Raw genomic sequence first — 20,820 nt, forward strand, 5'->3', positions numbered from 1 at the left:
ACGCTTGGCGGCGCGGTCTGAGCATCACGGCCTTGGGCGCCGGTTGCGTGATGCTCTTCGCCATCGCCGGCACTGCGGGCTGGCTCAGCTTCGCCGCCCAGCGCGGGTACGCGTTCTCCCGCAATGGCCAGAACTGGGACGCGGCCACCGGCTTCGCGTTGCTGCTCGACGCGGGAACCCTCGGCCTGAGCCTCTTCCGATTCTTCGAAGCCCTGACTTTGCGGTCGAGCGCCCTGACACGCCTGCTCCTCGTGGCGTTCGTGGGCGCTTCGGCTCAGATGAACTACCTGCACGCGCCGGCCAGCGAGAGCGGCGTTGTGGACTTCGGAAGCCGATTCGTCGCCGTCATCCCTCCCTTGGTGTACGCGGTGCTCCTTGAGATGCTCCTGTTCAAGGTCGAGCAGGTCATCATGGGAAAGAGACCGAAGCGACGCAAGGACCGCGAGCGCGGCTACAGCTTGCTCCTCTGGATCCCGTTCGTCGGATACCCCCGCGAGATGTGGAAGGCGTGGCGTCAGGACCTGCACCGGACACTGGAAAACGTACGAGCCCCTGGATCGCTGAAGCCCCCTATAACTCAGCAGGTCTCCTCCCCGGCGCGAAGCGAAACCGAGCGGGCCGCTCCTCATCATGCGCAGCCGGAACTTCCCACACCGCGACGAGAGGTCTCGCCGCTTCCGGAGCCCGGTGAGCTCGTACATGCAGAGCCACCCACGTTGACCCCCAGCACGACTTCGAACCCTGCCATTTCGCATACTTCTGGCGGGACAGCGGCTTCCGAGCGGCTGACTCGACCTCTCCAGACGACTCCGACGTCGGATCAGGTAGCTCCTAAGAGGCCGTCACTCAAGCACCAGCTCTTCGAAGGCCTGGTGCAAGAGATGCGCAGCGGCGTATGGGACGCGGTCTCGGAGGACCCGATAGCGAGGACTGCTGCTTGGGTCCGAGTCAATGAGCGGCTTGGTCAGGAACGCGGCGAAGAGACGTTGCTCGCCTACAACTCTGCCCGCAACGCATTCCGCGACCTGACAGCAGACCTGCAAGCGGCGGCGGTAGCGATTCGTTCGGAACTACGCGACGCTGCTGTACACCAGCGTCCGATCGAGGGCCCGGCTGCTGATGCAACGGCGCTACGTGAGCGGAGCGAGGCCGGGAAGGAACAAACAGTGGGCCTGCCTGTTTGACCAGGCACATCAGCGGCCAGTTCATAGCCGACCGTGAACACCATGCTGCGCGAGCTGAGCTCCGATGACCAGCCACCTGCCAGTCTTCCGGGCTCTGACCCGGAAGGTTGACCTCCGGCGCCCCGCCCGCCAAGGTCCCGCTGTACGGCGGCTTCGCCCGAGCGGCGGTCACGGAGACCCAAGCCCAGCTGGCGCCGAATGACTCTGCGTCCACGGAGATCTGAGCAGGCGATCAGAGAATTCCGTTCCAAGACCACGGCTTCGGACCGGATCGACCGCGCAGGCAGTCGATCCGGTGCTGGGCCTCACCGATCCATGCCTCGTTGCTGGCCGCGTGCTGGGCCGCGTACGTCGTCATCCGCAGCTCTCGGGCGCCTGCGAGGACGGGATAGCCCTCCCACTCCGTTACGTCGTACCCGTACATCGCACAGAACTGGGCGTACTCGTGCTCGCTGACCGCGCCTGTGGTCCTCGCGCGCACCGCGGTGGAGACGAGATCCCACTCCGGAGGCCCTACGGAGAAGCGCTCCAGGTCCATCATCAGGACGCCGTCGACCGTGCGGACGATGTTGCCCGGCCAGGCGTCACCGTGCACAGCCCGGTCGGGGAGACCGGCCGGCCGTTCGGCCCAGGCTGCTGCGAGATCGCGGTGCAGGCCGTGCAGCCACTGCCTGTCATCGTCGCGGATCGTGGTGGCCGCTTCCAGCCGTTCCCTGATCCGGACGAAGGGATCGAGATACCCCAGTTCGATGTCCGGCGTCGGCAGGGAGTGGAGCTGCGCGAGGAGTTGGGCGACCTCCTGCGCGGAGCCGTGCTCCTGCGGAGGAAGCTCCACCCAGAAGGTCACCGGCCGGCCAGCCGCCTCGACCGGCTGCTCCACGTCGACCAGGCGGACAGCCGGGACGTTCTCCTGGGCGAGCCAACGTGCGACGCGCACCTCACGGGCCGCCGCAGCACTCTGTCCTTCCCGGGCGACCCGTACGATCACCCGCTGATGGGGCAGCCGCCATATCTGGTTCTCGGCCAGGCGCAGAGGTTCCGCTCCGTCGGAGTCGAATCCGGCCGCGGAACATGCCTGCTCCAAGACGTGACGCTCAGGTGCGTCTGCCGAAGAAGTCATGCGGAAACAGTAGCGGCGATCCGATCCCGCAGCGCCGAAGCCTCCTGAATCGTCCGGTGCTTCGAAGCGAAGCGGCCGAGCTGCCGCAGGTCGTCGGCAGCTCGCCGGGAGGTGAGTCGGCCAACCTCGTCCAGGGCGTCGTGGCCGAGCGCCGCCGCCTGGCGAGGGTCGCCCTTGGCCATGAGCAGGGAAGCCAGCTTGGTCCGCGAGATCGCGCGGGACCGCTTGTAGGCGTCCGTGTGTCCCTTCACCGCTGTGTCGAATCGCCGGGCCGCCCGGCCCGGGTCCTGCCCGGCCAGGATCGCGAGGTCGAACAGGGCGTGAGCCGTGTCCCCGTTGTGCTGCGCCTCGTCGTAGTAGGCCATCCACGGCGAGTCTTCGGCGGGCCGGGCCCGGGTGAACGCTTCATCCGCGGCGCCGACGGCCGCCATCGTGTCGCGGACGTTGCCCATCTTCCCGAAGGCTCTGGCCCTCGCCGTGTGAAGCATCGCCTGCTCGGTCGGCGTCAGACGGTCGGAACGTACGAGCCCCTTCTCGGCGTAGGTGAGGCCGTCATCGGGCGCTCCGATCCATACGGCTTGCCGCGCGAGGAACGAGTACGTCTTGGCCCGCAGATGCCAGTCTCCGGCCTCCTCGGCGCAGTCCGCTGCAAATCGGAACGTCTGGGTGGCTTCATCGTGGTGGTAGGCGTCGAAGGCAGAGGCGCCGACCACGATGCCGAGTCGCGATACGGCGGCGAACAGCTCGGTTCGTAGGTATTCGGGGAACTGGGCTTGCAGCAGGCCGGCCGACCACTGCATCGCGCGGGCGGCCACATCACGCACGACGCCACCGCCGCCCAGCTCATTGTCCATGCCGCTGATGGCGGTGGCCACGGCCAGGACCTGGTCGATGTGGGTCGGGTTGACATTTGTCGGGAGAGACAGCTCGGCGGGCGCGAAGACGTCGGTGAAGTTTAGAGGGGCTATGGCGGCGAGGCCGCCGATTTGGAGGAACGAGCGTCGAATCACGGGCTCATGGCTCCCAGGGCGAAGAGTTGGTTCGTCTCTGCCCAGGATGCGGCCTGTCGGCGCATGACCGTGCCCCTCCGCCCTGCGCGTGGAAGCCTTATCGGCATCAGCCCGGCTTTTATCGGCATCACGGTTACCGAAGGCCATCGGCCACGCCCGGTCAAGGAGCCCTCCCGTGCGAAGGACATCATCGAGCCGCTGAACCACGTCGCGACGACAGCTCGGGTACTTGCCCTTCTCAATCGACAAGATCATGTCGTCGCTGACCTGCACTAACCGCCCCAGCTCCTTGGCTGACAGCCCTTGCTCCAGGCGCAGTCTGCGCAGCTCGTTCCCGAACCACTCCTGCGGGGATGCCCCCGGATCGAGCTGCTTCATTGGCTGCGGCATGTTCTGCCCCCGAAGTCGTTGATGCCGAACTCTTCACCTCTCGGCATCAGGCTCTGCACGTTCTCGGTGCGCTCTGCCTAAATGGTTGCTGATCGGTTCTAGTCCAGTACACACCGCAACCCACCCCTGCTGAAGGGGTTCTGGCAGAACGGAGGAAGCAGCGATGGAACTACTCCTAGACACCCGCGAGCGGGCCGCTTCTGTTCGAACCACGTCCAGGAGCGTGGACGGTCAACTCGACATGAGTTTCAATGTCCGGGCTGAGGACCTGGGAACGGTGCGGGACATCGTCGCAGCGCACCTTTGCTGGTGGCACGTCGAGGAGAGCACCGCGTTCCGCATGCTGACCGTGGTCAACGAACTTCTCACCAACGTCTTGCAGCACACCCCAGCGGATGCCGACGGGTGCCGGATGGCCAGTCTGCTCCTCCAGAAGGTGGCGGACGGCGTCACCGCCATCGTCCGCGACCAGGATCCCTGCCCCCCTGTGTACTCGTCACCGGACCCCCTGGCCGAGGAGGGGCGCGGGCTGATGCTGCTGCGGGCCCTGGCCGACGACACGTCCGTCTCCGTGACCCCAGCTGGCAAGGACGTGTGGGTCTTCATAGAGACCCCGGAAGCGACCGAGCACTTCTAGCCCCCCCACGGCCGGCTTGGCCCTCTCCAGGAGTTCCGATGTCCCTCACCGTTCTGGTTCCGGAGAACGACGTGCTTCCTCCGCCAGCCGACGAGCCCAGCACACCGCAGTGGACCCCTCCACTCGATGCAGAGGGCTTGAGGTTCGTCCTGGAACGGATCGAGAAGTGGAAGCCGCTCGATGTGGAGGCGGTCTTTGACGACCTCGATACGGCGATCGGCAACCAGCCGCCGCCCGTCGCGACGACCGGCGCCCTGGTCGACCGCCTGCGCGGCCACTTGAAGCAGCTCAGCGATATCGCTGTCGCGGACGAGCGGTACCCGCCCACCGCGGAGATGGTCCAGCTCGTTGCACGCGGGGTCCCCGTGCGGGACGAGCGCACGCCGGCCGACTACCGGCAGGCCGTCGGCCTCGCTCGTCGTCTGGCTTTCGTGACCTCCGACTTGGTCGAAGAGCTGATCGAAGCGCGGTACATCAAGGGGGCGGAGTGATGCACGACCCCAGTTCCGCCCGGCACCCGGCCGTGACCGCCACGGCGATAGCCCTCCCGCAAGACGCGTACGACTTCGAGTTCTACGAGCGGCGGATCTCCGATTCCTGGCTCCTGGAGAAGAGCGTCGCTGTGCGCACCATGCGGATGCCGTTCCTCGCGGTTCCCGTCGGGGGCACGAGGCGCGGCGGGGACTACCCGGTGTCGTGTCTGTGCTTCGGGCTCGCGGTCCATGACCTTCTTCTTGAGCAGCCAGGCTTCCCTGACCTGCGCGTCCGGTGGTCGCCCTACCCGGAGACCTGCTTCGTTGTCGAGTGGGGAGAGAGATCACCGACGCTCTGGGGCGACCGAGACGCCACCACCCTGGGGCGCTTCTACGGCTACAGCGAAGCAGCCATCGCCGCCTTCATAGCGCGGCACCACAAGACTCCCTCTTCGGCCGTGCCCGAACCGTGTTCCCCCACGGCACCGTAGCTCGCCGAAGAGGGCCCAACTTCCCGCCCGAGAGGACGAGCACCATGTGTGCGCACAACCCGCCGTGCCCCACGGCTGAGGCTCCCGACAGGGAGGCCGCGCGGCCCCTCGCGCATCGGCCCGAGCAGGGCTGGAGCCTGCTGTGTAACGGCGTCCTGTTCTTCGAGGACACAGGCGAACTGCTGCCCGACGGCCGGATCATCGCCCCGCATCGACCGCTCACCACGGCGGCGCGCGGAGGCTGCAAGGCCACGGTCCTCACCTAGCAGTCCGGCTTCGCATCACACCCGCCCTCGACCTGCCCTGACCTGGAGACCTGCGTGAATCCCGTCCAAGCCCCGGCCGTCGCTCTCCGGGAAGGCCGGTTCCCCGACCACCCGACGATCGTCGTCACCGCCAGCGGGCTTCAGTACGACGGCGGCCACCGCGACGATCAGGCCGACCCGGACTTTCAGGTGCTGTGGGAACACTGGGGCGGTACCGGCGACGGTATACCGCTGTACGGCGAGTTCGACCCGGAGATCCAGCGGCAGGCCGCCGACCGGCTGCTGTGCGCCTACTGCCTCAAGAGGCCCGAGCGCTTGCCCGGCGAGGGCATGCTGTGGCTCCTGCGGGCGGAGGCCGGCGAACGCTCCTGGCCGGCCGACATAGAGACGACGACCCCACCGATCTGCGATCTGCACGCACGGCTCGCTCTCCAGCGGTGCGCGACCCTGCGCCGCGGCTACCTCGCGGTCCGCGTCAGCGAGGTCGAGCGTGTCGGGGTCCTCGGCACCGTCTTCACGGGAGGAGGTCCGAACGGTCCTGACGAACTCGTCCGCTTCACCGAAACTGACCGCCTGCCCTACGTCCTTGCCCGGTATCTCGTCCTTGGACTTCGCGGAGCCGAACCGGACCCCACCTTGCATCCGGCTCTGGCTCCGCCTTCCGACCTCCTGCTCATGGAGACGCCGTGACGCCGCTCCCGCCGCCCGACCCTGGGTTCATCTCGGGAATCGCGATCGACACCCGCTTCACCGCGAGTGGGACACCGGTCGTCACCCTGTACCCCCCGCATGCCCACGCGCTGAACGCCGGCGTGGGGAGCGCCATGCTGGCCATCGCTTCCCGTCTCGGCCTGCGCTACGGCCGACACCTTCCGAGGACCGGCGAGTACATCTACGACCTGTACGAGGGCTGGTTCCTGGACTACGGCCACCCCCGGGACGTCTTGCACTTCACGCCCGATTTCCTGTGGCCGCACGTGGTTCGGGGGGCCGGCGGGGCCGTGGTGGCCGTCAGCCTGGAGCACGAACCGCGGCCCGTCGAAGACGAACGCATCCTGACGGGTCGGCTTGCCCTGAGGCGGAGGGCCCCGCGGACCTGGCGGCCGGCGCGGTGAAGCATCTCCACTTCCGTAGAAGGGTTCCGGCCGATCTCCAGGGCTATCGCGCCCCGCCGCCAATACCCCGGCCGCGGGGGCGGCGGCCTGGCTAGCGTCACCGCACACCGTCCTGCGCGGCACGAAGTTCTCTCAGTACGGCGCCCGTCCGGCACACCCCGCCAGGTGTGCCGGACGGGCGCCTCGCAGCTCGACTACGACAAGGAACAGGTACCCGGATGACCCAGCTTGAGACCGCTGACCACGGGGCGCTGCGCGCCGACATGGTCCGCGCCCTGTACAAGGAGGACGCGATCGTCTCCGAGGCTGTCGCGGCAGCCTTTACCGCCGTGCCCCGGCACAGGTTCGCGCCCGAGGCGACCCTGGAGGCGGCCTACAACCTTCACGGCATCCTGCCGGTGAAGAAGGACGAGCACGGGCTCAACATGAGCGTGATCTCCGCGGCGCACCTGCAAGGGGTGATGCTGGAGCAGGCTGGCATCAAGCCCGGCATGAGGGTGCTGGAGATCGGCTCGGGCGGCTACAACGCCGCGCTCATTCAGGAACTCGTCGGGCCCGGCGGCGAGGTCATCAGCCTCGACATCGACCGCGACGTCATCGACCGTGCCCGGCAGAACCTGGACGACACCGGATACGGCCAGGTCAAGACGATCGTGGCCGACGCCGAGACCGTGGTGGCCGACCTCGGTCAGTTCGACCGCATCATCGCGACCGTCGCGACGTGGGACATCCCCCCGTCGTGGATCGCCGCCCTCGCTGAGGACGGGCGGCTCGTCACGCCGCTGACGGTGTGCGGCACGACCCGGTCGGTGGCGTTCGAGCGTGACGGCGAGGACCTGGTCAGCCTCTCGTACAAGCTGTGCCACTTCGTCCCGATGCAGGGTGAGGGCGCCGCACCGGACCGCAAGGTCATGCTGCGCGACGGCGTGGCCCTCCAGACCGACAACGATCAGGTCCCGCTGGACGCGAAGGCGTTGGGCCGGGCCCTGGCCGGTGAGCGACTGGAGAAGTGGTCGGGGGCGGCCTACGACCTGCCCGACGAGCTGGAGTGGTTCATGACGCTGAACCTCAAGAGCCCGGCCCGTCTGCACGCTGGCCAGGACGTGATCGACGCCGGTCTCGTGGAGCCCTCCGCGAAGCTGGGCGTGGCCGCCCTGGTCAGCGAGGACAGCTTCGCCTACCGCACCCGCCGCGCCAACCCGGACACCGGCACGGCCGGGTTCGAGAGCGGCGTCGTCGCCCACGGCCCGCAGGCCGAAGAGCTCGCGGAGCAGTACGCGGTGCTGCTGCGCGAGTGGGCGGCGGACTACCAGCGGCGCGGGGCGGCGATCATCCGGTACGTGCCGGGTGCCGCCCCCGCCCAGCTGCCCCAGGGCTCGGCGCGCAAGCGCCACGGCTACGTGACCGTGGCCTGGGTCTAGGACTCCGGGGCCAATCGGCTCCGGGACATCGCACCACCAACCCAACACTCCAAGGAGGGGACCGATGACGGTTCAAATGAAGCAGAAGGCCGCGCCGGAGGCGCCGGCCACGGAGCCGGACGACGCCAGCTTCGACCTCGACATCTCGATCGTGGAAGGCGGCGTCGCCGCGGACCTGCTGATCCAGCTCACGGGCGACGGCTGCGGGTCCACCTGCCAGTCCGCGTGCGTCAGCTGCCCGTAACGGCAGATCCCGCGTTCACCGCGGTGCCCGGTCGCGCCTTCGTGGCGCGGCCGGGCACCGCTCGGCCACTGGAGGGCATGTGTATCGCGCTGTCGACGCGGCGGCGGTCCGGGCGTCCGCGTGGAACGACCCTGGCCACCGGATGATCTGGCCGGACCTCACCGGCCCGGATACCGGATCAGAGGGGTGGCGGGCCTGGCTGCATCAGGTCTGGACGACGGACGGCTTCTCGGCAGCCGTCACAGCGGCGAGCCCCGATCTGGCGGACCGCGTACGGCAAATCAGGGAGGGCAGGCCCCTTCCTGCCGAGGACGTACGCCGCACAGTGCTTGCCGTCATGCGCTACCTCCTGCGCGCGAGCGGGCGCGCCACTCCCTTCGGGCTGTTCGCCGGCGTCAACACCGCCCGCTACGGCCCGATACCCGGCCTGGTCGTGGGCAGCGGGCACCGCGCCGTCGCCAAGCCGGAATCGGTGGCCGTCAACGCGCTGGTCGCGCGCTTCGAGGCCGATCCGCAGCTCCGTCCCCATCTCCTGCTGCTCACCTCCGCGCTCGCCGTCGAGTACGACGGGCAGGTGGTGATCGAGCACCGCCCACCTACCGGGTTGGACAGTGCACCGGACCACGTACGCATCCGCCTGACGGGCCCGGTCCGTGAAGCCCTGGCAGGCGCCCGGTCTCCGATCGGGTGGGACGCTCTCGCAGCACGGTTATCCGGCGCCTACCCGCGCGCCTCCACGGCTGCGGTGGACAAGCTCCTCGCGGGCCTGGTCGAGCAACGCGTCCTCCTCTCCAGCCTGCGCTCGCCGATGACGGCCGCCGATCCTTTCGCCGAGCTCTCCGCCCTCCCCACGGCGTACGTGCCGCCTCAGACCCCGGGGCTGGCCGAAACACCGCGGCCAGCATTCGACCTGCGCGTCGACTGGCACCTGACGATCCCTGAGGCGGTGGCCCGCGAGGCGGAGGCCGCAGCACGGGCCCTGTCCCGCCTGGCACCCCGGAATGCACTCCGTGGCTGGGCGGAGTGGCACGACCGGTTCCTGAACCGGTACGGGCCGCGCGCGGTCGTCCCCGTGTACGAGGCCATCGACGCGCTCGGCTATCCGCCCGGCTATCGCGGAACCACCGACCCCGTGCCCGCACCTCTGCCGGACCGGACGAGCGCCCTGCTCAAGCTCGCCTACCGGGCCGCGGTGGAGCGCAGCCGCGAGGTCGTACTCGATGACGCGATGATCGAAGAGCTGGCCGTCGTGGACTCCCGGCGGCCGGTGCAGCCGAGCGCGGAGCTGACCGTGCGGATTCACGCAGAAAGCCTGGCGGCCCTGGCGCAGCGCGACTTCGTACTGCACGTCACCGGGGTGTCGCGGTCGGCCGGCTCGACCACCGGGAAGTTCCTCAGCGTGCTGGCCGACGCAGACCGCCGCCGCATGAGCGAGGTCTATGCCACCCTGCCGGGCCTGCACCGTGGGGTGCTCGTCGCACAGATCAGCTCTCCTCCGTTGTCCGTCCAAGGACAGGACGTCGCGCGTACCCCGCAGGTGACCCAGGTGGTGATCCCCGTGGGCGACTTCGCCGGCCCGGACACCGATGTGCTGCCCGTCTCGGATCTGGCGGTCACCGCCGATGCCGACAGGCTGCACCTGGTCTCCCTCTCCCGGCGCTGCCCCGTGCACTCTGTGCTGCTCAACGCGGTCGACCTGACCCGGCACACCCACCCCCTGGCCCGGTTCCTTGCCGAGGCCCCCGTCGCACTTGCCGTCCCCTGCACTGGCTTCCAGTGGGGCACCACGGTGTCCGCGCTGCCGTTCCTCCCCGCGCTCCGCTACGGGCGCACCGTCCTCTCCCCTGCCCGCTGGCTCCTCACCGCCGCCGACCTCCCCGACGCCACGGCTCCGTCGAAGGCATGGGACAAGGCGCTGGAGGACTGGCGCAGGCAGGTCAACGTGCCGCGGCACGTCTACCTGAGCGAGGCAGACCAGACCCTTCCGCTGGACCTGGAGGAGCCCGCCCACCGAGCCTTGCTCCGTGCTCACCTGAACCGTCACCGCGCGGTGACGCTGCGCGCGGCACCCCGGCCTCAGGATCTGGGCTGGGCCGGGGGTCGTGCGCACGAGGTCGTCGTACCGCTCTCCGCGGACCAGCGCCTCCCGGCCATCACGACCGCGGGCACACACGTGGTGGACCGGGGGCACGGGCTGCTCCCCGGGTGCGACGACCGCCTGTACCTCCAGCTTCACGGACACCGCGACCGGCAGGACCCGATCCTGATCCGGCACCTGCCCGATCTCCTACACCGGCTCGACAGCCCCAGGTGGTGGTTCATCCGCTACGCGGACCCGGCCGAGCACCTGCGGCTGCGCCTGGCCTGTGCGCCCGGCACCGTCGGGAAAGCCATGGAGATGGCCGGCGCCTGGGCTCGGCAGCTCAGGGACCGTGGCCTCATCACGCACCTCACCGTCGCCACCCACCTGCCGGAGACTGCCCGCTTCGGTGGCCCGACGGCGATCGAGGCGGCCGAGGGCTGCTTCGCCGCCGACTCCGCTGCGGCAGTCGCCCAGCTCGCCATGCAGACGGCGGCCGGGCCGGACCCGCGCGCGCTGACCGCGGCGAGCATGGTGGACATCGCCGTCGGCCTTCTGGGGAGCACCGACGCAGCGATGCAGTGGCTCGTCGAACGCACCCGTACGCAGCCGGCCGCACCACCCCGACCCGTCTACCGGCAGGCCATCGAGCTGGCCACCGGCGATCTGGAAGACCTCGACGCGCACGTCAGCACCGCCTGGACCCAAAGGCGGGCGGCGCTCGCCGACTACCGGCGCGCCCTCGCGGGCACGGCTCTGCGACCTGAGGAAGTGCTGGCCGACCTGCTGCACCTGCACCACGTGCGGGTGCACGGCCTGGGCCTGGACGAGGAGCGCGTTCACCTTCACCTGGCGAGAGCCGCCGCCCTGAGCTGGACCGCCCGACCGCGGAGGACTTCATGACCGTGACCGTCACCGCGCCCGCCGTGCTGACGGCCGCCTGCACGCTGGCCCAGTCCCTCACCGACCCGGCCGCCGCGTGGCCCAAGGGCCGTCCGGATGGCTGGCGGGCCTGGCCACAGTCCCTCGCCGGAGGCGCCGCGGGCATCGCCCTGCTCCACATCGAGCGGGCCCGCACCGGGCACGGCGACTGGGACACGGCACACCGCTGGCTGGCCGAATCCGTCCGCGGCGACATCAGCGCCGCCTTCAACGCCAACCTGTACTTCGGCGCCCCGGCCCTGGCCTTCCTCGTACACCGGGCGGACAGTGCGACCGGCCGGTACCGGCGGATGCTGCAACGCCTGGACACGGCGACCGAGTCCCTGACCCGCGCCCGCCTGGCTCAGGCACACCAGCGCCTCGCCACCGGGGAACAACCGCCCATGGAGGAGTTCGACGTGATCCGCGGCCTGGCCGGGCTCGGTGCGCACCACCTCAGCCGGCACGGTGACGCCGAGATCACCGCCGCGGTCCTGGCGTACCTGGTCCGGCTGACTGAGCCGCTGCCCGACCCGGCCGGGCTCCCGCCGTGGTGGATGAACGTGGGGACCACCGGCGAGCTCCACCCCGACTACCCCCGTGGGCACGGGAACTTCGGGCTGGCCCACGGCGTCGGAGCGGTCCTGGCCGTCATGTCCCAGGCCCTGCTACGCGGCCTGGACGTGCCCGGTCTGACCGGCGCCGTCGAGCGGGTGTGCGCGTGGATGGACCAGTGGCGCCAGGGGGACGAGTCCTGCCCCTGGTGGCCCGGCCTGATCGACCACGAGCAAGTAGCGAACGGCACCGTCGAGCCTGACCTCCGTCCGCGGGCTTCGTGGTGCTACGGCGTCAGCGGGACCGCCCGAGCCCAGCAGCTCGCCGGTCTCGCCCTGCGCGATCCGGGCCGCGTCCGCACCGCCGAGCGGGCGGTCCTCGCCACCCTCCGCGACCCGTACCAACTCGGCCGCCTCCCCGAGATCGGCCTGTGCCACGGCATGGCCGGGCTGCTTCAAGCCGCGTGGCGCATGGCCGCCGAGACCGGCAACACGCGGATCGCCGCTGAACTGCCCCACCTCGCCAACCGACTGATCACCGCGGCGAAGCGGCCCAGCCAGGAGCCCGAACTCCTCGACGGCGCCGCTGGCGCGGCCCTCGCCCTGCACACCCTCGGCACGAACCACGCCCCCGCACCGCACTGGGACACCTTCCTCGCCCTGGCCTGACCACCTACCGGGAGCCCTCGCCATGCCCGCGCCCACCTGGCATCAGGCCAACGTCGCATTCGCCGACTGGAGCCTCGCCGAAACCTCCGCCCTGACGCACCTCGCCCCGCTCCTGCGCGCGGCAGAGGAGAACGGCGACCTCACCACCTGGTTCCACATCCGCAAGCGCCCGTGCTGGCGCATCCGCTATCAGACGGCCGAGGGCCGCCACGACCCCATCGCGCCGGCCCTGGAGGCTCTGGCGGCTGAGGGGCATATCAACGGATGGATGGCGGTCATCTACGAGCCCGAGGTCCACGCCTTCGGCGGGCCCGAGGGCATGGACGTAGCCCACCGTCTCTTTCACCGGGACAGCCGCGACCTGGTCAACTACCTCCTGAAGGAGGACGACCGCAGGCGGGAGATGTCCCTGCTGCTGTGCAGCCTGCTCATGCGGTCGGCCGGACTGGACTGGTACGAGCAGGGCGACGTCTGGGCCCGGGTCAGCGAGCACCGCGGCCAGCCGGAGACCGGCGGAAGTAGCCGTCACCGGGCCGCGGTGCTCCGGCTGATCTCCGTGGACGCCCAGGACATGCTGCGCGCGGGCGGCCAGCTCGCGCGCTTCTCCGACTGGGCCGCGGCCTACACCGCCGCCGGATCGGAGTTGACCAGCCTTTCGGCGGCGGGCGGCCTTCGCCGCGGTCTGCGCGACGTCGTTGCCCATCACGTTCTGTTCGCCTGGAACCGTGCTGGCCTCGCCCAGGACGACCAAGCCGCCCTGGCCGCCGCCGCGAAGACGGTCATCTTCGGACCCGACCCCACCACCGAGCGGAGCCCCCAGGACCGTGCCCACTCTGTCTGAGGCTGTCGCCCGATTCCCCCTCGTCCCCCGTCCACGGCCTACCTGCCGCCCCCTTCCCCAACGCACCCGCAACCTGACCGCCCTGGCGCAGTCAGCGGCGGACACCAAGAACCCGGTCACCGCTTCGAGCGTCTACAACCAGGCCGCCCTACTCGCCTCCGACGCGGGCCTCCCCCAGCTCGCAGCCGAGCTGTGTCACAAGCACGCCCACGCCTACCTGCACGCGGCCCCGCTCAGCGCCGAGACCGCGATCCGGGCCCTGGAACCGGTCGTCAACCTGGCCCGCCTCCAGCTCCGTGCCCAGCACGGCGACGTCGGCCTCGGCCTTCTCCTGGGCCTATTCGAGGCCGTCACCAGCAGCACCGCCCTCCGTTTCGCCGACGTAGTCGTCCCCGCCGACCTCGTCCGTACCGCTGCCGCCCGGCAGGAGGTCCGAGCGTGGCTCTGGCGAATTCTGCTCGCCGACGGCTCCCGAGCCCTCACCGCAGCCGGCCTGTGGAACGACGCCCTCGCACACGTCCGAGAACACCAGGGCATCGGCGCGCGGATGCTCGACGGCCGGCAGATCGCCGTCGTGGCATCGCTCACCAACGGCGAGACCGCCACCGCCGCCGAACTCATCGCCAGAACGGAACCCGGTGATCCCTGGGAGGCCGCCGTCACAGCCTGCCTCCACGCTTTGTGCCACCGCGCCACCGTGGGGCTGGACCAGTCGGAGAAGAACGAGCTGGCGAACACCGTCCTCGCCATCCCCAGCCAGCCGGGCACGGTGCTCTTCGGCGTTCGACTCGCTCTCGCGGCCCTGAACGCCGTCGACACCGGCCCGGCCGCCGATCGCATCGTGCATGCCCTGCACCGGCGCATCACCCTCGCTTCCGACGGTGTAGCGGCCCGGGAGGCACATGGCGATCCGCAATTCAGGGCCCTGGCCACCAAGAAGGAGTTGGAGAGCTGCCAAGATCTTGTCGAAGCATGCGGCTTGGGCTCCGGCGAACTCCCCGCCCCCCTTCGCCGAGGCCTCGTCGGCGCGGTTGAGATCAGCGACCAAGTCATCCGCAGGAGTCTTCGCGAGGGCGCCATGGCCCGGGCTGACACCCCACGACTGGGTAGCTAGCGCGGTAAGAGATCCTCAGGTACTGACGGATGTGGGCTGCTGTGTGCTGGCCTGTGCTGTGGCGGCCGGCCGGCTCGTACTCTCCATCCTCTGGTGCACCACCCGCACAGTGTCGCTCCCTTCACCATCGACGGCGACGGCCATCGCCAGCACGGTGGGGGCCAGCGGTTCGGCCTCTGAGGGATCGGTGATGGCGAGCCAGGTAGCTACTGCCCTTCGTGCTGAGTCGCGTGTGCGCTGGTCACCGTTCCCGAAGAGCGCCGAGAGCAACCCGACAGTGTGCAGGTACCAGCGGGTCGCGTCCGCATGCCGACCCGTCAGGTGCGCCAACCAACCGCTCATTTCACGGACGTTGATGGTGCGTGCGTCTCGCTCCCCGTACTCGGCCGTCATCGCCTGATTGAGCCGTTCAGCCTCGACAATGGCGCGCTGGAGCGTCTCAGGTTCCTTCGCTGTGAAGGCTGAGGTCACGAACAGGATGCCGTCCCGGTACGCCTCCGGTATCTCCGGCGCCGGGTTCGTAGCAGCCCGTTCTGTGGTGGTGGCGCTGCGCGGGGTTCGGGGCTCTGGCGCGGCCTTGGGCGCCGGTCCTGCCTTCGTCGGTCGGGGTGGACTGACCGGCTGGGTATCAGTGACGGTGTCGGGACGATCCCAGAAGGCGGAGCTGACTTTGCCCCACGGGCGGTACAGCGGGTCGTTCTCCATGGTGGTACTCCTCATGCTCAGTTCGGGTGCCCTTCGGGGCGAGGTCAGACGTTCACGCCCCTTGTACGGAGGTAGGCGATCGGACTGACGTCGGTGCCGTAGCCGGGGCCGGTGCGGATCTCGAAGTGCAGGTGTGGTCCGAAGGTGTTCCCGGTCTCGCCGGACACGCCGATCTGCTGCCCGCCCTCGACCTTCTGACCGGCCTGGACCGGAGGTGTGCCTGCCATGTGGGCGTACTGGCTGTACTTGCCGTCGTCGTGCTTGATGACGACCTCGTAGCCGTACGCGCCGGCCCAGCCCGCGGAGTGCACGACTCCCGGCCCGGCTGCCTTGATCACAGTTCCCGTCGGCACGGGGAAGTCAACGCCGGTGTGGTAGCCGCTCGACCAGGCGGAACCTTTCTGCCCGTAGGGAGTCCCGGCTGCGCCACTGACGGGCAGCGTCCAGCCCTCGGAGGAGAGCTTCCCCCCACCGGAGTCCGGCATGGTGAGGTTGGCGGCGTTCTTCATGATGTCCCGGACGTAGTTGTACGTCTGCCCTTCGGCGAAGCGCGCGGGCGGGACGCCCTTGAAGTAGTCGACCCAGCCCCACCCCGCGTTGTAGCCGGACAGAGCCAGCTCGATGGGGCTGCCGTTGTAGTGCCCGTACTTCTTTGCCTTCTTGACGAGGTCACACATCATGCGGCCTTGGGACGGGATCGCGTCCTCGGGGTCGCGTACGTCCTTCACCCCGTCGCCGTTGCCATCAATGCCTTGGGATGCCCAGGTGTCATCAATGAACTGGGAGATACCTTTCGCCAAGGGGATCTTTTTGATGATGTTGCCGTTCGCGTCCCTTACGTACTCGTAGGACGTGGCACTCGGATCGAAGTTGCTCTCCGCCTGGATCTGGGCCGCGAGGATGCCCGGAGACAGGCCCTGATCGCAGTCGGCAGCGGCCTTCTCTATGAGTGCGGCGTACTTGGCCGGCACAAAGCCCTTCCCTACCCTCAGCTTGCCGCCAGCCACGATCCCACCTCCGCCCCCGCCTCCGCCGGCTCCGTCGTCGTCGCCGGAGGCGGCGAACACGATGCCGACGCCGAAGACGAGCGGGACGCCGAACCCGACGCCCGCGGCGAGGGCTATGCCCTTCTTGAGACTCATCAGACTCACTCCCCCGTTCTGGTGTCGCCGACCTCTCCCCAGGTGGCGTTGCGCGTCGTTCCTCTCAGGCGAAGGTCGCTTCGACCGGTTGCGCCGCCAAAGAGGATCACAGCGGCCCGGCAACCAACAGCGTCCGTCGCAACTTCTGCCGATATCAAGTTAATTGGGGCGAAGTTTCACCAATCGGACTGCCATGATGGGAACTTACCTGGTATCACGCCCCATGAGCCTCAATAGAACCATGGAGGCAAGATTAGACTCACGTGTAAGCCAACGGACTTGAGCGTTAGCGTCCGTAAATTCAATTGCGTTACGGGGGATGAATGGCTAAGAGAGACCAGCCCGCCGTCCCGCCTCTGCCGGACGGCGCCCGCCTCGTGGTGCCGGTCATGGGGCCAGGGACTGGTGGCGGTGGCCGGTCCACCGTGGCAGGCCTGGTGGCCAGTGCCATGGCTTCGGCCGGACCAGCTGTGGTCCTGGACCTGGGGCCGCGGCTCGTCTCGCCGTGGCCGGCCTGGTGCGCCGAACACGGCCGCGGACTCGCTTCCATACCGCCGGACCGGCCCGTCCGACGCAGCGACGTGCTTGCCGCCGCCGCTCGCTTCGGCACTTCACCGGAGTCGGCTTGGCATGTCCTGACCGACCATCAAGACTGGGCCGCCCCGCCCCTCGACCTCCCGGGGGATCCAGCGGCGTGGTACCAGCTTGCGGCCATCGGCGGCTGGCGGACCGTCGTGGCAGACACTGCTCACCCGATCACCCACGACATCGTCTCCGCCCGGAGCGGGGGCACCAGCGGCATCACTGCCGCCTGGTCCTCGCTCCCGTTCGCGGTGCCGATCCTCTGCGCCGCTGCAACCGGCGCCGGAGTGCACGCAATGCAGCAGGCGGTCCACGCTCTGGAAGCTGAAGGCCTGCCTCTGAAGCGCCTGGTCATCGCCCTGGTCGATCAGTCCGATGACCGCCAGCCTCCCGTCGTCAAGGCAGCTTCGACGATGCTCGCTCCGCGCGTGGCCGCCGTGGTTCCCGTCCCGTACGACGCGGCCCTACGGGCCGCCGGCCTGCGAGAAATGACCCGGCTGCGACCGCGCACCACCCAGGCGGCGACCGCGCTGGCGCGCGCCGTCCTCCAGACCGCCCAGACAGCGTGGGGCACCCACCTGGGCATCGCAGAACAACCCGCCCCGTTCAACCGCTCGCCCGAGCAGACGCACCACCGAATAGCCCATCAGCCCACTCACACAGAGGTACCCGCATGAGCCAGATAGCCGAGCACGTACACCTCGCTGCCGATATCGTCCCCGCCTTCACCCCAGCCCTGCCCGACGCACTGAAGGGCATCACCGGCCAGGTCCTCGGCTGGGCCGCCGGCATCGGCGTCGCCCTCGCCGTCCTGGGCCAGGTCCTCGGGTGGTCCATGATCGGCATCGGCCACAGCACGGAACGCTCCAACCTCGCAACCCGCGGCAAGCAGTCCGTGATCTGGAGCCTCGTCGGCGGCATGGGCCTCGCCGTCGCCAGCAGCCTGGTCATGCTGTTCTACAACGCCGCCAAGGGCGGTGGGAACTGATGGATACCCATGACCGCAAGGCACGGCTCGCCCGTGTGCGCCTGGCGGGCATAGCCGTGCTGACTGTGGGCGTTCTCGCCGCTGGCGGGTACCTCGCGGTGAACACCCTGACGGGCGACTCCACCAGCCCGGGCGGAGAGAGCACTGCTGGCCAGTCGCCAACGCCTTCCCCGACGTCGTCTGCGGGCGGCGATAACCGCATGACGCCCGGCAAGGCCAAGGCCGTGCAGCTGCTGAAGCCCAAGAAGAGCCAGGACGGCGCTCCCCTCGGCTTCCCGAAGAACGGCATGGGGGCCATCTCGGCCGCCGTCGCCTACTGGGAGGAGTACGCCTGGCTCGACGACGCAATGGCACGCCGGCAGCTTCAGGTACTGGTCTCACCGGACTCGCCCCAAACCATCGACAAGCAGGTCAGCGCGGTTCGCACGCTTCGTGAGGGCGTAGGGCTGCCTCCGTCCGGCCCGGCACCCGCCGGGGTCACCTTCTCGACCGTCGTCGAAGCCGTCCGGGGCAAGTCCCTGACGAAGGACGGCGGCGTGGTGCAGATCTGGCTGGAGTACGACCGGTACGCCACCAAGCCCGACGGCGGAGGGGACGACGATCCGTTCAAGGACCAGTCCACCGACATCATCATGAAGTGGCAGGACGGTGAGTGGAGGATCACCGAAGAGCCGCAGTACGTGAAGCTGCGCACCTTCCCGGTGTCCTACGACCCCACGAGCGTGCCGGCCCGTCAGGACGGCTGGTTGCGGGTGGACCATGCGAACTAACCCTCTTGTCCGCGGTGTCTTCCTGCTCCTGGCGCTGCTGCTCACCTTCGGGATGAGCGGCGCGGGAGCGCCCGCTGCCTATGCCGATGACGTCGTTCCCCCCAACGCGAAGGTCGTCAACTGGGGACCGCCCAAGGACCCGCCGAAGGAGTGGGAGGAGGGCGGCCAGGCGTGGGGCCTCACCCCGGAGGGCAACTACTGCATCCTCGGCGAGTACGACAACTGCAACCTTCAGGGCGGCGAGAAGCCGGGCACCATAGGCATCTGTGAGGGTGCCGACGGCTCAGCGAGTGACGTCTGCTCCAAGGAGGAGAAGCAGGCGTTCGAGGAGAAGGCCCTCGCCAAGTGGCAGAAGAACGCCAAGAAGGACGGGTCCGGCGGCAACTACGAGAAGCAGCTGGAGTTCCTGACCAACTGCGTCAAGAAGGAGCACAAGCCCTTCAAGCTGTGCCTCGAACTGGGCAACCGGGACCACTCCGACATTTTCACGCCGCCTGCCAAGGATGTGCTGGACTGGGTCGGCGGCAAGATTTCCAAGATGGCGTCCGACGCGCTCCAGGAGGCTGCTCGGTACATCGGTGAGTCCGTGGTGTGGCTTCTGGAAGCCTTCGCCAACGCCTTCAACTCGTGGTCGACGATCAATCTGGCTGACACCGGTATGAGCAAGATGCTGGGCATCTCGCTCTCCCTGTCGGCCGTGATCGCGGTATTCCTGCTGATCATCCAGTCGGGGAAGGTCGCCATCAGCCAAGACGGCGGCCCGTTTGTCACTGCTGCGTCGGGGCTCGTGAAGTGGGCGGCGATCCTCGCCGTCTACCTCACGGCGACGCAGGTGGCGCTGGACTGGTCCGACGAACTGTCCACCTGGATCATCAACTACAGCTTCGAGGGCGGCGGCAGCGGCGAGGCTGATGCCCAGAAGGCGATGTCCACGCAGCTCGGAAAGCTGTTCTCGGGACTGACGGTGGGCGGCGGCTCAGCCGCGGCCGCGGGCGGTGCGCTGGTTACCGGCTCCGGCTTCTTGGCGAACGCCGTCGGTGTGGTGATCGTGGTCGGCATCCTGTGCATCCTGGCCATCGCCGCCCTGTGGGTGGAGATGATGATGCGGCAGGCGGCCATCATGATCCTGGTGGTCTCCATGCCGATCGTCCTGGCCGGCCAGATGGCGGACTCCACTCGTGACTGGTGGCCCAAGGCGCGCAACGCCCTGATCGCCACCATCCTCACGAAGCCGGTCATCGTGATGTGCTTCGGCATCGGATTCGGAGCCATGACCGACGCGAGCGGCGTCAAGAACGTCCTGGTCGGCTTCATGATCTTCGTGGTGGCCGGGTTCTCCTGGCCCGTCCTCGCACGGTTCATGGTCTTCACCAGCAATGGCGATGGCAACTCCACAGCCAGCGGAATCATCAGCTCGGTCGGCAGCTCCATGTCCAGCATGTTCGGCGGCTACCAGCCCGCTCCGGGCGGAGCGGGAGTCGTAGGCGGCGGCGCGGGATACACGAAGGCGCTGGAAGAGGACAACGCGAACGTCGCAAGCAGCGGGTCCAACGGCACGAGCGGAGGTGGCTTCTTGAGCAAGGCCGGAGCTGGCTTGAAGCAAGTCGGCGGCGCCGTTGCCGGGCCGATCGGGCTCGGGCTTCAGCTTGCCGCCGCTGGCAAGGACACCCTCGAATCCACAGCTCAGAACACCGCGGCGAACGCGGGCCTTGGCCCGGCTGCAAGCGGTGGCCGCCATGCCGTGATCCCCCCGCGCAGTTCCGGCACGGCTCAGGAGAGCGAACCGGAGGCCCCCGCGCAGGGCGAGGAAGGCGGCGGCACCCCGGAGCCTGCTCCGTCCCCCGTGGGGGAGTCGGAACCGCCGACGGCCTCGGACAGCGGCCCGACAGCCGTCGGCGACCCGTCTCCGGCACCGACGGATGTCGGCGAATCGTCTGCGCCGACACCCATCGGCGACCCGTCTCCGGCCCCGGCGCCCGCCGCCGATCCGTCTCCCACTGCGTCGGCGCCGGCGTCTGCTCCGGAGCCATCCACTGTCAATGCGAGCACAGCCAACTGGAACGGGCCCCGTCCCACCGAGTCCGACAGCGAAGGGAGCTGACC

Annotated in this window: 21 protein-coding genes; 17 read left to right on the top strand and 4 right to left on the bottom strand. The window is 69.1% G+C overall.

Features of this window, described 5'->3' with window-relative positions:
* Positions 1-50: 50 nt before the first annotated feature.
* Complete coding sequence (locus tag OG764_RS41165) at positions 51-1,184, top strand: DUF2637 domain-containing protein (RefSeq protein WP_328973901.1); 1,134 nt, start codon at positions 51-53, stop codon at positions 1,182-1,184.
* A 232-nt stretch (positions 1,185-1,416) separates the two neighbouring features.
* Here the strand turns inward: OG764_RS41165 and OG764_RS41170 are convergent, their stop codons facing one another.
* Together OG764_RS41170 and OG764_RS41175 are read right to left on the bottom strand one after the other, a co-directional pair.
* Complete coding sequence (locus OG764_RS41170; protein WP_328973902.1) at positions 1,417-2,304, bottom strand: phosphotransferase family protein; 888 nt, start codon at positions 2,302-2,304, stop codon at positions 1,417-1,419.
* Complete coding sequence (locus tag OG764_RS41175) at positions 2,301-3,692, bottom strand: helix-turn-helix domain-containing protein (protein ID WP_328973903.1); 1,392 nt, start codon at positions 3,690-3,692, stop codon at positions 2,301-2,303. Before OG764_RS41175 ends, OG764_RS41170 begins: the two co-directional genes overlap by 4 nt.
* Positions 3,693-3,945: 253 nt before the next feature.
* Between OG764_RS41175 and OG764_RS41180 the strand changes: the two genes are divergently transcribed.
* The 12 genes from OG764_RS41180 (at position 3,946) to OG764_RS41235 (ending at position 14,530) form a co-directional block, all read left to right on the top strand.
* Positions 3,946-4,341, top strand: coding sequence for an ATP-binding protein (locus tag OG764_RS41180; RefSeq protein ID WP_328973904.1), 396 nt, complete (start codon positions 3,946-3,948; stop codon positions 4,339-4,341).
* A 38-nt stretch (positions 4,342-4,379) separates the two neighbouring features.
* Positions 4,380-4,832, top strand: a complete 453-nt coding sequence (locus tag OG764_RS41185; protein WP_328973905.1) for a DUF6415 family natural product biosynthesis protein — start codon at positions 4,380-4,382, stop codon at positions 4,830-4,832.
* A complete protein-coding gene (locus OG764_RS41190) occupies positions 4,832-5,305 on the top strand; it encodes a DUF6302 family protein (protein ID WP_328973906.1) in 474 nt (157 codons plus the stop codon). The genes OG764_RS41185 and OG764_RS41190 overlap by 1 nt, the downstream gene beginning before the upstream one ends.
* A 44-nt stretch (positions 5,306-5,349) precedes the next feature.
* The gene (locus OG764_RS41195) at positions 5,350-5,571 is read left to right on the top strand and encodes a DUF5999 family protein (RefSeq protein ID WP_328973907.1); all 222 of its coding nucleotides are present in this window, start codon (positions 5,350-5,352) and stop codon (positions 5,569-5,571) included.
* Positions 5,572-5,625: 54 nt separating this feature from the next.
* The gene (locus OG764_RS41200) at positions 5,626-6,261 is read left to right on the top strand and encodes a hypothetical protein (protein WP_328973908.1); all 636 of its coding nucleotides are present in this window, start codon (positions 5,626-5,628) and stop codon (positions 6,259-6,261) included.
* Positions 6,258-6,686, top strand: coding sequence for a hypothetical protein (locus OG764_RS41205; RefSeq protein WP_328973909.1), 429 nt, complete (start codon positions 6,258-6,260; stop codon positions 6,684-6,686). Before OG764_RS41200 ends, OG764_RS41205 begins: the two co-directional genes overlap by 4 nt.
* A gap of 218 nt (positions 6,687-6,904) precedes the next feature.
* Positions 6,905-8,107, top strand: coding sequence for a methyltransferase, FxLD system (gene fxlM / locus OG764_RS41210; RefSeq protein WP_328973910.1), 1,203 nt, complete (start codon positions 6,905-6,907; stop codon positions 8,105-8,107).
* Between the two features lie 64 nt (positions 8,108-8,171).
* Positions 8,172-8,351, top strand: coding sequence for an FxLD family lanthipeptide (locus tag OG764_RS41215; RefSeq protein WP_328973911.1), 180 nt, complete (start codon positions 8,172-8,174; stop codon positions 8,349-8,351).
* Positions 8,352-8,430: 79 nt separating this feature from the next.
* Positions 8,431-11,334 carry a lantibiotic dehydratase gene (locus OG764_RS41220; RefSeq protein ID WP_328973912.1) on the top strand — a complete coding sequence of 968 codons (2,904 nt, stop codon included), beginning with the start codon at positions 8,431-8,433 and terminating at the stop codon, positions 11,332-11,334.
* Positions 11,331-12,575 carry a lanthionine synthetase C family protein gene (locus tag OG764_RS41225; RefSeq protein WP_328973913.1) on the top strand — a complete coding sequence of 415 codons (1,245 nt, stop codon included), beginning with the start codon at positions 11,331-11,333 and terminating at the stop codon, positions 12,573-12,575. Before OG764_RS41220 ends, OG764_RS41225 begins: the two co-directional genes overlap by 4 nt.
* A 22-nt stretch (positions 12,576-12,597) precedes the next feature.
* A complete protein-coding gene (locus tag OG764_RS41230) occupies positions 12,598-13,416 on the top strand; it encodes a thiopeptide-type bacteriocin biosynthesis protein (RefSeq protein ID WP_328973914.1) in 819 nt (272 codons plus the stop codon).
* Complete coding sequence (locus tag OG764_RS41235) at positions 13,400-14,530, top strand: hypothetical protein (protein WP_328973915.1); 1,131 nt, start codon at positions 13,400-13,402, stop codon at positions 14,528-14,530. The genes OG764_RS41230 and OG764_RS41235 overlap by 17 nt, the downstream gene beginning before the upstream one ends.
* A gap of 15 nt (positions 14,531-14,545) precedes the next feature.
* On the opposite strand, the gene OG764_RS41240 is transcribed toward OG764_RS41235, so the two are convergent.
* Both OG764_RS41240 and OG764_RS41245 read right to left on the bottom strand, forming a co-directional pair.
* Positions 14,546-15,235 carry a hypothetical protein gene (locus tag OG764_RS41240; protein WP_328973916.1) on the bottom strand — a complete coding sequence of 230 codons (690 nt, stop codon included), beginning with the start codon at positions 15,233-15,235 and terminating at the stop codon, positions 14,546-14,548.
* 44 nt (positions 15,236-15,279) lie between these two features.
* On the bottom strand, positions 15,280-16,377 hold the full coding sequence (locus OG764_RS41245) for a peptidoglycan DD-metalloendopeptidase family protein (protein WP_328973917.1): 1,098 nt from the start codon (positions 16,375-16,377) through the stop codon (positions 15,280-15,282).
* 734 nt (positions 16,378-17,111) lie between these two features.
* Here OG764_RS41245 and OG764_RS41250 point away from each other — a divergent pair.
* From OG764_RS41250 to OG764_RS41265, 4 genes are read left to right on the top strand one after another with little or no spacing between them, the layout of a single operon-like run.
* Positions 17,112-17,636: a hypothetical protein gene (locus tag OG764_RS41250; RefSeq protein ID WP_328973918.1), complete on the top strand. Its 525-nt coding sequence runs from the start codon at positions 17,112-17,114 to the stop codon at positions 17,634-17,636.
* Positions 17,633-17,947 carry a hypothetical protein gene (locus OG764_RS41255; RefSeq protein WP_328973919.1) on the top strand — a complete coding sequence of 105 codons (315 nt, stop codon included), beginning with the start codon at positions 17,633-17,635 and terminating at the stop codon, positions 17,945-17,947. The genes OG764_RS41250 and OG764_RS41255 overlap by 4 nt, the downstream gene beginning before the upstream one ends.
* Positions 17,947-18,717, top strand: coding sequence for a hypothetical protein (locus OG764_RS41260; protein WP_328973920.1), 771 nt, complete (start codon positions 17,947-17,949; stop codon positions 18,715-18,717). The genes OG764_RS41255 and OG764_RS41260 overlap by 1 nt, the downstream gene beginning before the upstream one ends.
* Positions 18,707-20,818, top strand: a complete 2,112-nt coding sequence (locus OG764_RS41265; protein ID WP_328973921.1) for a hypothetical protein — start codon at positions 18,707-18,709, stop codon at positions 20,816-20,818. Before OG764_RS41260 ends, OG764_RS41265 begins: the two co-directional genes overlap by 11 nt.
* The last annotated feature ends 2 nt before the right edge of the window (positions 20,819-20,820 follow it).

This window comes from Streptomyces sp. NBC_00239 (assembly GCF_036194065.1).
Taxonomy (GTDB): Bacteria; Actinomycetota; Actinomycetes; order Streptomycetales; family Streptomycetaceae; genus Streptomyces.